This window comes from Ensifer adhaerens (genome assembly GCF_020035535.1).
GTDB lineage: Bacteria > Pseudomonadota > Alphaproteobacteria > Rhizobiales > Rhizobiaceae > Ensifer.
Map to the genome: position 1 here is coordinate 4,057,859 of NZ_CP083349.1, position 11,985 is coordinate 4,069,843.

General features: G+C 62.7%; 14 protein-coding genes. 11 read left to right on the top strand and 3 right to left on the bottom strand.

Annotated features, from left to right (window positions below; translation table 11 throughout):
• Positions 1-48 precede the first annotated feature (48 nt).
• Entirely contained in the window at positions 49-618 is a 570-nt protein-coding gene (efp, locus tag LAC81_RS19715; RefSeq protein ID WP_223726127.1) for an elongation factor P, read from the top strand.
• A gap of 163 nt (positions 619-781) precedes the next feature.
• Positions 782-2,023: an SAM-dependent methyltransferase gene (locus tag LAC81_RS19720; protein ID WP_223726128.1), complete on the top strand. Its 1,242-nt coding sequence runs from the start codon at positions 782-784 to the stop codon at positions 2,021-2,023.
• Between the two features lie 27 nt (positions 2,024-2,050).
• Here LAC81_RS19720 and LAC81_RS19725 read toward each other — a convergent pair whose 3' ends face one another.
• Positions 2,051-2,887: a lipo-like protein gene (locus LAC81_RS19725; RefSeq protein ID WP_113538903.1), complete on the bottom strand. Its 837-nt coding sequence runs from the start codon at positions 2,885-2,887 to the stop codon at positions 2,051-2,053.
• 162 nt (positions 2,888-3,049) lie between these two features.
• Between LAC81_RS19725 and mbfA the strand changes: the two genes are divergently transcribed.
• The gene (gene mbfA, locus LAC81_RS19730) at positions 3,050-4,033 is read left to right on the top strand and encodes an iron exporter MbfA (RefSeq protein ID WP_223726129.1); all 984 of its coding nucleotides are present in this window, start codon (positions 3,050-3,052) and stop codon (positions 4,031-4,033) included.
• Between the two features lie 70 nt (positions 4,034-4,103).
• Here mbfA and LAC81_RS19735 read toward each other — a convergent pair whose 3' ends face one another.
• On the bottom strand, positions 4,104-4,724 hold the full coding sequence (locus LAC81_RS19735) for a transglutaminase-like cysteine peptidase (protein ID WP_223726130.1): 621 nt from the start codon (positions 4,722-4,724) through the stop codon (positions 4,104-4,106).
• A gap of 289 nt (positions 4,725-5,013) precedes the next feature.
• Positions 5,014-5,814, bottom strand: coding sequence for an alpha/beta hydrolase (locus LAC81_RS19740; protein WP_223726131.1), 801 nt, complete (start codon positions 5,812-5,814; stop codon positions 5,014-5,016).
• 219 nt (positions 5,815-6,033) lie between these two features.
• Here LAC81_RS19740 and infC point away from each other — a divergent pair, with 219 nt between their 5' ends.
• The 8 genes from infC (at position 6,034) to LAC81_RS19780 (ending at position 11,943) form a co-directional block, all read left to right on the top strand.
• Positions 6,034-6,570 carry a translation initiation factor IF-3 gene (infC, locus tag LAC81_RS19745; protein WP_057247869.1) on the top strand — a complete coding sequence of 179 codons (537 nt, stop codon included), beginning with the start codon at positions 6,034-6,036 and terminating at the stop codon, positions 6,568-6,570.
• A gap of 173 nt (positions 6,571-6,743) precedes the next feature.
• On the top strand, positions 6,744-7,313 hold the full coding sequence (locus tag LAC81_RS19750) for a hypothetical protein (protein WP_223726132.1): 570 nt from the start codon (positions 6,744-6,746) through the stop codon (positions 7,311-7,313).
• Between the two features lie 304 nt (positions 7,314-7,617).
• Positions 7,618-8,115, top strand: a complete 498-nt coding sequence (locus tag LAC81_RS19755) for a PepSY domain-containing protein (RefSeq protein WP_223726133.1) — start codon at positions 7,618-7,620, stop codon at positions 8,113-8,115.
• Positions 8,116-8,123: 8 nt separating this feature from the next.
• The gene (locus LAC81_RS19760) at positions 8,124-8,789 is read left to right on the top strand and encodes a response regulator transcription factor (protein WP_223726134.1); all 666 of its coding nucleotides are present in this window, start codon (positions 8,124-8,126) and stop codon (positions 8,787-8,789) included.
• The gene (locus LAC81_RS19765; RefSeq protein ID WP_223726135.1) at positions 8,786-10,153 is read left to right on the top strand and encodes a sensor histidine kinase; all 1,368 of its coding nucleotides are present in this window, start codon (positions 8,786-8,788) and stop codon (positions 10,151-10,153) included. The genes LAC81_RS19760 and LAC81_RS19765 overlap by 4 nt, the downstream gene beginning before the upstream one ends.
• 223 nt (positions 10,154-10,376) lie before the next feature.
• On the top strand, positions 10,377-10,580 hold the full coding sequence (rpmI, locus tag LAC81_RS19770) for a 50S ribosomal protein L35 (protein ID WP_077962740.1): 204 nt from the start codon (positions 10,377-10,379) through the stop codon (positions 10,578-10,580).
• Between the two features lie 39 nt (positions 10,581-10,619).
• On the top strand, positions 10,620-11,024 hold the full coding sequence (rplT, locus tag LAC81_RS19775; protein ID WP_029742440.1) for a 50S ribosomal protein L20: 405 nt from the start codon (positions 10,620-10,622) through the stop codon (positions 11,022-11,024).
• 154 nt (positions 11,025-11,178) lie between these two features.
• Complete coding sequence (locus tag LAC81_RS19780) at positions 11,179-11,943, top strand: serine/threonine protein phosphatase (RefSeq protein ID WP_223726136.1); 765 nt, start codon at positions 11,179-11,181, stop codon at positions 11,941-11,943.
• The last annotated feature ends 42 nt before the right edge of the window (positions 11,944-11,985 follow it).

Genomic DNA, 11,985 nt, shown 5'->3' on the forward strand with positions numbered 1-11,985 from the left:
TGTTTCCGGCCCGCGGTGTCGCGCATACCTCTGTTACAAGGAAGACTAATGGTCAAGGTCATCGCTTCATCTGTCCGTAAGGGCAACGTTCTCGACGTCGACGGCAAGCTCTATGTCGTGCTTACCGCCCAGAACTTCCACCCGGGCAAGGGCACGCCGGTTACCCAGGTCGACATGCGCCGCATTTCCGACGGCGTGAAGGTCTCCGAGCGCTACCGCACGACCGAACAGGTCGAGCGCGCCTTCGTCGAAGACCGCGAGCACACCTTCCTTTATGAAGACGCCGAAGGCTTCCACTTCATGAACCCGGAAAGCTATGACCAGCTGGTCATGACCACCGACGACATCGGCGACCTGAAGGCTTACCTCCAGGAAGGCATGGCCTGCATTCTTTCGGTCCACGAAGGCCTGGCGATCGCGATCGACCTGCCGCGCCACGTCACGCTCGAAATCACCGAGACCGAGCCGGTCGTCAAGGGCCAGACGGCGTCGTCGTCCTACAAGCCGGCTGTTCTGTCGAACGGCGTCCGCACGCTCGTTCCGCCGCATATCCAGGCCGGCACCCGCGTCGTCATCGCGACGGAAGACGGTTCCTACGTCGAGCGCGCCAAGGACTGAGGCATAAGCCAGGTCAATTTGGAACGGGGACGGCAGCGACAGCTGCCGTCCCCGTTTTCGTCTCGGCAGCTTCGATCAGCAACCACAAATTTAAGGAGCGCATTTCAAATAACGGGTGCTAGGATGCCGCCGTCGCACTGCTTCGTGTCACGAGAGGGCCTGCATGTTCCCACTGTCGCATATGATGAAGTCGTTCATTCGAAAGGGTCGCCTGACGGTGATCGACGCTGACGGCAAGCGCCACGTCTTTTCCGGGACGCCTGGGCCCGAGGTGACGATGCGCCTCACCGACAAGAAGCTCTATCGCAGCCTCGTCTTCAATGCGGAGCTCGCTGCCGGCGAAGCCTATATGGACGGCACCATGCGCTTCGAAGAGGGCTCGACCCTCAGGGATTTCCTGACGCTGTTTTCGATCAACCGGCTGTCGCTCGGCTCTTATCCGATCCAGAAGCTGCTGCGCGCCGTGAAGATGCGCTTCCGCAAGCGTCAGCAGGCAAATCCCAAGGGCAAGGCGCAACAGAACGTCGCGCATCACTACGATCTCGGCAACGAATTCTACAAGCTGTTCCTAGACGAGAACATGCTCTACTCCTGCGCCTATTTCCGCGAGCCGAACGAGACGCTCGAAAAGGCGCAGCGCAACAAGCTGAGGCTGCTCGCCTCGAAACTCTGCCTGGAACCCGGCATGAAGGTGCTGGATATTGGCTGCGGCTGGGGCGATCTCGCGATGTACCTTGCCGAGCTTGCCGATGTTCAAGTGCTTGGTGTCACGCTTTCCAAGGAGCAGCAGGCGCTTGCCACGGAAAGGGCACGCGCGGCCGGGCTTTCGGACCGGGTGCGCTTCGAACTCAGGGACTACCGGGACGTCCAGGGGCCGTTCGACCGCATCGTCTCGGTCGGCATGTTCGAGCATGTCGGGGTGCATCATTACGATGAATTCTTCAAGAAGCTGAACGCGCTGATGCCGGACGACGGCATCGCCGTGCTGCACTCGATCGGCCACATGAGCCCGCCCGGCATGGCGAGTCCATGGCTGCGGAAGTACATCTTCCCCGGGGCCTATTCGCCGGCGCTTTCGGAGGTCTTCGAGGTCGTCGAGCGCAACAGCCTCTGGGTCGCGGATCTCGAATTCCTGCGCGTGCATTACGCCACGACGCTTGCGCACTGGGGTGCGCGCTTCGAGGCGAACCGCGACAAGGTGATTGCCCTCTACGATGAGCGCTTTGCCCGCATGTGGGAGTTCTACCTGATCAGCGCCGAGATGATGTTCCGCACCGGCAGCCAGCTTGTCTTCCACATGCAACTCTCGCGCTCGCGCGATGCCGCCCCGATCGTCCGCGACTACATCACCGATCGTCAGCGCGACTTCATGGCCCGCGAACAGGCGCTCGCGCTCAATCTCTAGAAAGGAGCAATCCCGGGCGGAAAGCCGCTACACGCTTTTCCTGGGATTGCTCTCACCGTCCGCATACCAGCGCAGCCGCTTGTAGTCGAAGCCGAACTCGAGCGTCGGCTTGACGATCGCGAAGAACGGCGAGAGGTCGAAATCGCGCGGCGTGTAGAGCGAGTGGTGCCGGATGTGCAGGATTTCCTCGCGGGAATAGGTCGAAGTCGCCGCAGCCCGTCCGGGCGCACGGGTGACTTCGGGCAGGATCGGATAGCGGATCTGCTCGAAGGCGGCCGCAATCAGCGTCGAGCAAATCGCCCGCGTCGGATCTCCCGAGCCGAAGGCAAGCAGGCGGCGGCGCCAGCGCACCGGCACCGGCGGTGTCGGCATGAAGTAGCGCAGCATGTCGAGAATGTTCTTCAGGTCATACTTCATCCCGAGCCGCGAGATCATGAAGCCGACGAGCGCCGTGCGATCATCCGGCGTTAACGCGATCGGCCGGCAAATCCGCGTGTTGAAGGATGCATACTTCTTCAGCGGCACCGCGACGCAGCCCTCGCCGATATTGACCTCGATAAGCTGCGGCCGCTCGATCACCGGCAATGTCGCCTGGTCGAGCGTCAGCGGCATCTGGTCGCCGGCAAAGAAGGCGGCGTGCGACCAGGTCGATTGCGTCAGATACTTGATCGCGGCCGAAACCTTCTGATTGCCCTCGATCAGGAGAACGTCGCCCGGGCGGAGCGTGCGCGCCAGGGTTTCCTGATCCGAAGGAGTATAGGGCTCGTAGCCGGATGTCTGCGCTTGCAGGCGCGCGGCAACCCTTGCGCCGAGACGATCCAGAAACGTGTCCTTGCTTTCGGAAAGCGGATAGATGGTCCTCATCGAGGCGATCGCTCCGGGAATGAAGGGGATTCGCAGGAGCCTTCATCGTGGCTCAGCCGTGACGCCCTGTCGAGAGATTGTCGCATGATTGCATGGCTTTGGCCTTGACGGCGCGTTCTTTGATTTCTATTTTAGAATTATTCTAAAGAAGGTTTCATTCCTATGTTTTCGCGCCTTTTCTCCCGATCCAAACGGCCCTTTCTTTCCCTAAGCGAACAGGAAATCCTGGCGCTTGCCATCTCCTCTGAAGAGGACGACGGGCGTATCTATCTCGCCTACGCCGACGCGCTGCGTCAGCAATATCCCCACTCGGCAAAAGTGTTCGAGGAAATGGCGGAGGAGGAAAGCCACCACAGGCAGTGGCTGATCGATCTGCATGTCCAGCGCTTCGGGAGCCGCATTCCGCTTATCCGGCGCGAACACGTGCGTGACTTCCCCGAGCGCAAGCCGGATTGGCTGATTGCCGAAATGCCGATCGAAAAGGCGCGCGAGGAAGCCGAAGCGATGGAGGAGGCAGCACACCGCTTCTATGTCGAGGCCGCGGCGCGAACCCAGGATGCGGCCACCCGCAAGCTGCTCGGCGATCTCGCGATCGCCGAAAAAACCCATGAATCGCTCGCCCGCCGGCTGGGTGAGAAACACACGCCAGAGGATGTGCGCGCCGAGGAGGACCAGACTGCGCGCCGGCAGTTTATCCTGACTTACGTTCAGCCCGGCCTCGCCGGCCTGATGGACGGTTCGGTTTCGACGCTGGCGCCGATCTTCGCCGCCGCTTTTGCCACCCAGGACACCTGGCAGACCTTCCTCGTCGGCCTCTCGGCCTCCGTCGGCGCCGGCATCTCAATGGGCTTCACCGAAGCCGCCCACGATGACGGAAAACTCTCAGGTCGCGGCTCGCCGATCAAGCGGGGCCTGGCCTCCGGCATCATGACTGCACTCGGCGGTCTCGGTCACGCATTGCCCTATCTGATCCCGCATTTCTGGACGGCGACCGCCACCGCGGCCGTAATCGTCTTCTTCGAACTCTGGGCGATCGCCTTCATCCAGAACCGTTACATGGAAACGCCGTTCCTCAGGGCCGCATTCCAGGTCGTGCTCGGTGGCGGTCTGGTGCTGGCGGCCGGCATCCTGATCGGCAACGCGTGACGGGCCAACGGCCAATACGAAAAAGGGCCGGTGTGACCGGCCCTTTTGAAACTCTTTGCTTTGCCCTGGATCAGTTGCCGACCGAACCGACGACGACTTCCGCGCCATTCTGGATGGTGACCCAGCGGCCGCTGTGGTTCGAGGCCTGGCGCTTCAGATAGCGGTAAGGCGTGTTGGTCCAGAGCTTTACGCCGTTTTCGAGATTGTCGAGAATGAAGTCGCCCTGCGACGTGCGCACGGTCAGCACCGCGTGGCCTTCGCCATCGGGCTTGCGAACGACGGTGATCAAGAGATCGCTGGCCGAGAAACCCTTGTTCATCAGGCGCTTGCGCTTTTCGAGTACGAAATCCTCGCAGTCACCGGCCTTGTCTGGGTAGGACCAGACTTCGTCTCTGCCGTGCAGTTCCAGGTCGGTGACCGGCATGATCTCGCGATTGACCGCGGCATTCACCTGCCGGATCGTCGCCCAGCCGCGTTCAGTCACGCGCGGAGCAACCGTTCCCTTGGAGCGCACATTGCATTCGCTCTTGTACTTCTGGCAGAATTCATAGTGGCCGATCGGCTGCGATGTCGCCGCGCCGGTCTGCATGTATGGAGAAGAACCTGCCTGTGCAGGAATTGCCGTGTTTGCTGAAATGAAAAGTGCGCAAAGCGCTGCGATACTTCCCTTAACCCCAGTCCAAGACGCCATACAAGTCCCCTGCGGCGCGGTATGCCGGACGCTCTCTGTCCGGACGTATTCGCGCAATCCTGAGTTGAAGGCAGCTTCTTTAGGTTCGTCCCCGCTGCTGCTCTAATCGTTAATAAAGAGTTAATAGCGTCGGCGCTGCAGAGTCAATCGCCGGAATCGGGACATCGGGTTTTATGGTTAAAAGCGCGGCGGAGCGCACGCAAACCGTTGCACCGCAGGCGGTCCACGGTGCAGGGCGTGTTTCGGTTCGCGTTGTGGTGGAAGGGGCGGGGCTTTTCCCCGCCCGGCATCAGGCGAGCATCGTGCCGATGGCCTGTTTCATTTTAGCGATATCTTCTTCACGCGAAAGGCGATGATCGCCGTCGCGGATGAGCGTCATGACGACATCGTCCGACGGCAGGTGCTCCATCAGCCGCAGCGCATGGGTATAGGGAACGTCGGGGTCGCGCATGCCCTGCAGGATGTGTACCGGGCAGCCGGTGGTGATCGTGCCGTCGAGCACCCGGTTGAGGCGCCCGTCTTCGATGAGCGCGCGGGTGAAGATGTTCGGCTCCGGGCTGTATTCGGAAGGTTCCTCGAAATAGCCGCGTTCGGCAAGCGAGAACCTCTCCGCTTCCGTCAGGTTGGGTTCGATCAGTTCCGCCGTGAAGTCCGGCGCCGGAGCGATCAGGACGAGGCCGGCGACACGCGATCCGTCGCCACGCCGCCTGAGTTCCTGGACAACCCGCAGCGCGATCCAGCAGCCCATCGACGAGCCGACCAGCACGACGCGCCCCGGCGCCGCCTGATCAATGACGGCAAGGCTCTCTTCGAGCCAACGCGAGATCGTGCCATCGGTGAAGGCGCCGCCGGAGGAGCCGTGGCCGGAGTAATCGAAGCGCACACAGGCCGCACCTCGCTCCATGGCGTAGCGCTCGACCTCGACCGCCTTGGTGCCGGTCATGTCCGAACGGTAGCCGCCGAGCCAGACGAGCGTCGGCTGTTCCGAAGGCTTTTCCGGGTGGCGCACGCGCATCGCGATCCTGCGCTCAGCCGCAGGCGCACCGACGTCGATGAAGCTGATTTCCGTCTCGGATGGCGTATCCTGCATGCAATTTCTCTCCAAAGGCCGGTTTCGCTGGCGATTTTCTTTCTAAAACAGATTCGCCTTGGTATCGACAGGTGGTGATTTTCCTTGCAAGCCGTGCTATTGACTCTCCCGTCGCAATTCACACATTGCCGTCGGTGACAGATTCAGGCGCTTCATATGTGATCGCGCCGATGATCGAATTAAACTATATTCCGTAAACAGCTCGAGGAGAGTACGACCATTCGCAGACCGTTCAAAACGGACGCCCCCGTCAAGGAGGGACCGCGCTCAAACAAGGAAATCCGGGTTCCCCGGGTTCAGCTTATCGATGCCGAAGGCCAGAATATCGGTGCCGTCCCGATCGACCAGGCGCTCCGCATGGCGGAAGAGGCCGGTCTTGATCTGGTAGAGATCGCACCGAACTCCGAACCGCCGGTATGCAAGATCCTCGATCTCGGCAAGCTGAAATACGCCAACCAGAAGAAGGCGGCCGAAGCGCGCAAGAAGCAGAAGATCGTCGAAATCAAAGAAATCAAGATGCGCCCGAACATCGACACGCATGACTATGACGTGAAGATGAAGGCGATGAACCGGTTCTTCGAGGACGGCGACAAGGTCAAGGTCACGCTGAAGTTCCGCGGCCGCGAAATGGCCCACCAGGAACTGGGCATGAAGCTCCTGCTTCAGGTCAAGGACGACACCCAGGCGATCGCCAAGGTGGAGGCCGAGCCGAAGCTCGAAGGCCGTCAGATGATGATGGTTCTGGCGCCGCGCTAAGCCGCGCTACCGTCGATCAATAGACCTGATGAAAGCCGCCTTCTGGGCGGCTTTTTTCGTTGCGGGCTCGTGCCGGCGCGTTCCTGACAGAATGCTGACAACCTGCCTCAGCGATCTGTCAGGGAGCGGATGCCATTGTCAGTGCATCGGCAACCGGAGAAGGATCGGAGATCATGACTTCCGCGCTGCGAAAAGCCCTGCTTGTTACCACCGTCGGCCTCTGCGGCCTCGTATCCGCGCCGATCGGCCTGTCTGTCATCGCCAACGGTCCTGCGCATCCGTTCTCGGCCGCGGCCCTCGCGGATGACAATGACGGCGACGATCATGGCGGTGGCGACCGCGACGGTCGCGGTCACGATGGCCGAGATGATCGCGACAACGACGACCGAGGTGGTCGGGACAACGACGACCGCGACGACAACGATCAGGGCGGTCGTCACGGCGACCACCATCGCGACGCAGGCCATCACGATGACGACGATGATGACCGCGACGACGATCGCGATGACGACGACTTCCGGGATGCCCGCGACCGTCCCGAGATCGAGCTCCGGGTTTCGGAGGAAAGCCTTCGCGGTCTGCGCGACGGGTCGCTGATCGCCGTCGACGATCTCGGCCGTGTGCTGGAGGTCGAAGTGGAATTCGAACATGGCGTGCGTGTCGTGAAGGTCGAGCCGCACCGCGGCGATTTCCGCCGCAACCCGGGACCGATTACCAGCGTCTCCATCAGGCCGGCGCCCTAATCTGTCCAGAAATGCCCGACGCATTACCCCCGCACGATGCGTCGGATCGAAGGTCGACCGCCATCAGCCCGCCCGGCGGCTCGATCCGGCTAGCGCATGCCCCCCGTGCCAAACCGGCGCTGGGGGTATGCGCGTTGCTGGCGTTGTGGTCGCGGCTGGCGTAGGCTTGCGCACCATGGAGGCCCACCGGCACGCTGGCCTTGAGGGGCCAGAGGGTTGAGCCATCTTGACGGCGAGGCCCGCGCGCGCTGAGGAAATGAACGCTGAAACCAAACCGATGAGGCAATCGCGACCGGATGATGCCATGGCGATGACACGACGAGACCTGATAGCGCTCTTCTGCTGCTCGCTCCTGCTTTCGTTGGCGCCGCAGCACGGTCGCTTTGCGGCCTTGGCAAAGGATGGCGGTGGCGGCGGTTCACACGGCGGCGGTGGCGACAATAGTGGCAGCGGCCACGGTGGCGGTGACGACGACCACGATGACGATCGCGGCAAAGACGGCGGTGGCGACGACGGCGATGATGATGACGACGACGATGACGACGCAGGCGGCGGCGGCAGTGGGCGCCGCAGCGACCAGGAGCGTGCGCGCGATGCCGTCGAAAGAGGCGATATTCTGCCGTTGAAGGATGTTCTCCGACTGGTCGACGAGGACAAATACGGCACAGTCATCGCCGTTGATCTCAGGCACTCCGGCAGCAGCGAGGTCTATCGGCTACGCACGCGTGACCGGCAAGGGACGATCCGAAACCTGCGCATCAACGCGCGCACCGGAAAGTTCATGAACATCTTCGGTTTCTGAGGGGCGGAATGCGCATTCTTCTGGCGGAGGACGATCCCAATATCGCAGCCCATGTAACAAGCAGGCTCGAGGCGGAAGGCTATGGCGTCGATACGCTTGCGCTCGGGCCGGACATCTGGGAGCGAGGGGAAAGCGGCAACTATACTGCGATCATCCTCGACCTCGGTCTGCCGGGTATGGACGGGCTGTCGATCCTGAAGCGCTGGCGGCAGGCGGGGCTGGAGACGCCCGTCCTCGTGCTGACGGCGCGGGGCTCCTGGATGGAACGCGTCGACGGGTTCGATGCCGGCGCCGATGATTATCTGCCGAAGCCTTTTCGGGCCGAGGAGCTGCTGGCGCGGCTGAGGGCCCTGTTGCGGCGTGCCGGCCCGCGCGTCACATCGGTGCGGGCCGCCGGGCGCTTCACCCTCGACGAGGCGACGCGGCGTGTGACCTTCGATGGAGCGCCGCTCGAACTCAGTCCTCTCGAATACCGCATGGTCGCGCTCTTCTTCGACCGCAAGGGCCAGGTGGTCACGCCGCTGGAACTGGCGAGCCATGTTCAGGGCCGCGATGACGACACGGCCAAGAACGCCGTCGAGGCGATGATCGCCCGTCTGCGCAAGAAGACGGAAAGCGGCGCAATCGAAACCCGGCGCGGCTTCGGCTATGTTTTGCCGGACGGGCCGGCATGATCCGTTCGCTGCGGCTTAGGCTGGCCATCGGCGCATCGATCGCCATAGGCTTGGTGCTGCTGGTGGTTTGGCTCTCCTTGAGCAGGCTTTTTACCGACTACGTTGTCGAACGCTACCGCGCGGAAATGGCGACGTTGGTCGATACCATCGCCGCCCAGGTGACGGTGCGCGATGGCGAGCTCGTTCTGCCGCGAGAGCCGGCCGATCCGCGGCTGAGCCTGCCGGCTGGCGGACGCTACTGGCAGATCACTCGCGATGGCGGCACCCCCATTCGCTCGCGCTCTCTATGGGATACGGTGATCGGCGACGATCGGCCGTCGGCGCCGCACCATCTGGGCTTCCTGGAGATGGAAGGTCCGGACGGGGCGCCCATGCTGATCTACCAGCAGGCCCTGGCGCTCGGCGAGGGACCGACCGCGCAACGGTTTTCCGTTGCGGCAGGCTTTGCCCGCACTGAACTCGACGATGCGCTGGCTGCCTTTCACAGCCAGATCCGGCTGATGCTGCTCGCAACCGCCTTCGTACTCGTTGGTGCCGCCTTCCTGCAGGGCGCGCTCGGGCTTTCGCCGCTGGTGCGCTTGCGCGATCGGGCAGCCCGCGTTCGTTCTGGCGCCGAGAAGGACTTCGGCTCGGCCGGCCCCAGCGAAGTCCAGCCGCTGGTCGCCGAGATCAACTTGCTACTCTCCGAGCGCGAGACAGCCCTGGCGCAGGCGCGCGCCCGTGCCAGCGATCTGGCCCACGGGCTGAAGACGCCGCTGACCGTGCTTGCCCAGCTTGCCGAGAGCCTGCCGGAGGGCCAGCGGCAGACCGCGCTCGAGCAGGTCGATCTCGTGCGCCAGCGCGCCGATCGCCAGCTGCAGGCGGCCCGCATGGGCGTCGAGCGCATGGCGACCACGTCGATCGCGACCCTTGGGGGTAAGCTGGTCAACGTCCTGCGCCCGATCACGGCGGAACGCGGCATTGCCTGGGAAGTCGATGTCGATCCGTCGATCTCGCTCGACGTCGACCCGGCCGACCTCGCCGAATGCCTCGGCAACTTGCTCGACAACGCCGCCAAATGGGCGCGGAGCCGCATCCGCCTTTCGGCCGAGGCGACAGGCGGGCGTGTGCGCATTGCCGTTGGCGATGACGGGCCGGGCGTTGCCGAGGGCGACAGGGAACAGGTGATGCGCCGCGGCACCCATGGCGAGAACACAGAGGGCAATCACGCCGCGAACACCGGCCTTGGACTTGCGATCAGCGCCGATATCGCGGATGCCTATGGTGCGGTGCTGTCGCTGGGGCAGTCGCCGCTGGGCGGCCTCGAGGCCGCATTGCTTTTCGACGCCGGCGGCGGCCGCCGGAGACCACGCGATCCTGCCTAGGGCGCGTGCTTCCAGATGTGCTGGAAGATGCGCCGGACAAAGATGGGGACGCGCCGTGCCACAGCTCGCAGCGTCATCTTCGATTCCCCAGTTGCGCTTTTCGGGATGTGCGGTTATAAGCCCCCGTCCGAACGGTCCGGCAGGGCATGCCGTGGCCGTTCTTAACGCTGGAAATGGACCTCGTCTGTCCGTTTCGCATTCTTAAGAACAATGGAGTAGCAAAATGCCCAAGATGAAGACGAAATCGTCTGCCAAGAAGCGGTTCAAGATCACCGCAACCGGCAAGGTTCGTGCTGCCGCCGCTGGTAAGCGCCACGGCATGATCAAGCGTACCAATAAGTTCATCCGCGACGCGCGTGGAACCATGGTTCTCGCCGAGCCCGATGGCAAGAAGGTCGTCAAGAACTACCTGCCGAACGGTCTCTAAGACTTTCAGGCATATTGGACACGTTAAGGAGATCATGACATGGCACGTGTAAAACGCGGCGTTACCGCTCACGCCAAGCACAAGAAGACGCTGAAGGCAGCCAAGGGCTTCTACGGCCGTCGCAAGAACACCATCCGCGCCGCCAAGGCAGCGGTTGATCGTTCGAAGCAGTTCGCTTACCGCGACCGCAAGGTCAACAAGCGCAACTTCCGCGCTCTCTGGATCCAGCGCATCAACGCTGCCGTCCGCGAATTCGGCCTGACCTACGGCCGCTTCATCGACGGTCTGAACAAGGCTGGCATCGAAGTCGACCGCAAGGTTCTGTCCGACATGGCTATCCATGAGCCGGCAGCATTCGGCGCCCTCGTCGAAGCTTCCAAGAAGGCGCTCGCCTATCTCAAGGAAGCCGGCACGGCAAACGAGTTTGAAAGCGCTGTCCGTTAAGCCAGCGTTTTCCCAAAATCGTTCTTGAAATTTGTTGGGAAACCCGCGCTGGCAGGGCTGGCGCGGGTTTTTCTTATTCTGCGGGACGAAAGTGCACCACGATCGAAAGGGACCGTCAGCGGTTCCGGAGCTTGATGACGACGACATGAAGGCTTTGCTGGCTGCGCTCGCCGCCGGCAGGGAACGTGTCGAGTGTTGCGAGCTCAAGGATCGGACGGTCTGGATCAAGCGCTACCGTCACCCAGGCCCACGCCTCATCCTGCGTGCTCAGGCGCTCGTCGCGCGGCTCAGCGGATTGCCGGTCCTGCGGCCTTCGCCACTTCTCGGCATCGAGGGCATGATCGAGCGCGAGGTCCGCCAGATCGCTCTCTTTTCCGAAGCCGGCTTCAGGGCACCCGAAGTCCTGTATCGCGGCCCGACGGTCCTGGTCCTCTCGCACCTGGGACTGCCGGTCAGCAAGCAGATGGGGCCGTTGTGCGCCAGCGACGCGGAAGCGCATGACCAGTTGCTTGTCCGCTGCGCGGCGGAGCTCGGGCGGCTGCATGCCGCCGGGCTTTGCCACGGCCGGCCGCATCCGCGCGATTTCGTCATCGATGGCGACACGTTCGGCTTCCTCGATTTCGAGGAGGTGCCGGCCACCGTGATGCCGCTTGCGACCGCTCAGGCGCGCGACTTGTGGCTTCTGTTCCTGCAGGTGGCGAGCAGGGCGCTGCGACCGGAGACGCCGGACCGAGCCTTTGCAGCCTGGAAGGTCGTCGCCCCCAGGGCGGCTGCCCGCGCGCTGGGTGAGTTTATTCCGATGGTCCGGCGCTTCTTGCCGCTTGCGCGCTTTCTGCTGCGCATGCGCGAGGGACAGGACCTCGTCCGTTTCATTGCCGCGACGGCCTATCTGGCCAACGTGACGCAATCATATTCCTGAAGACTAGAACCGATATAGAACCGAACCCATTCCCGCATCGAG

Excerpts from the sequence above, each read along its gene's own strand:
- LAC81_RS19735 (WP_223726130.1), bottom strand. The coding sequence starts at position 4,724 with ATGGCGTCTTGGACTGGGGTTAAGGGAAGTATCGCAGCGCTTTGCGCA.
- LAC81_RS19755 (WP_223726133.1), top strand. The coding sequence starts at position 7,618 with ATGGCGATGACACGACGAGACCTGATAGCGCTCTTCTGCTGCTCGCTC.
- efp (WP_223726127.1), top strand. The coding sequence starts at position 49 with ATGGTCAAGGTCATCGCTTCATCTGTCCGTAAGGGCAACGTTCTCGAC.
- LAC81_RS19765 (WP_223726135.1), top strand. The coding sequence starts at position 8,786 with ATGATCCGTTCGCTGCGGCTTAGGCTGGCCATCGGCGCATCGATCGCC.
- rplT (WP_029742440.1), top strand. The coding sequence starts at position 10,620 with ATGGCACGTGTAAAACGCGGCGTTACCGCTCACGCCAAGCACAAGAAG.
- LAC81_RS19740 (WP_223726131.1), bottom strand. The coding sequence starts at position 5,814 with ATGCAGGATACGCCATCCGAGACGGAAATCAGCTTCATCGACGTCGGT.
- LAC81_RS19720 (WP_223726128.1), top strand. The coding sequence starts at position 782 with ATGTTCCCACTGTCGCATATGATGAAGTCGTTCATTCGAAAGGGTCGC.
- LAC81_RS19750 (WP_223726132.1), top strand. The coding sequence starts at position 6,744 with ATGACTTCCGCGCTGCGAAAAGCCCTGCTTGTTACCACCGTCGGCCTC.
- LAC81_RS19725 (WP_113538903.1), bottom strand. The coding sequence starts at position 2,887 with ATGAGGACCATCTATCCGCTTTCCGAAAGCAAGGACACGTTTCTGGAT.
- mbfA (WP_223726129.1), top strand. The coding sequence starts at position 3,050 with ATGTTTTCGCGCCTTTTCTCCCGATCCAAACGGCCCTTTCTTTCCCTA.
- rpmI (WP_077962740.1), top strand. The coding sequence starts at position 10,377 with ATGCCCAAGATGAAGACGAAATCGTCTGCCAAGAAGCGGTTCAAGATC.
- LAC81_RS19760 (WP_223726134.1), top strand. The coding sequence starts at position 8,124 with ATGCGCATTCTTCTGGCGGAGGACGATCCCAATATCGCAGCCCATGTA.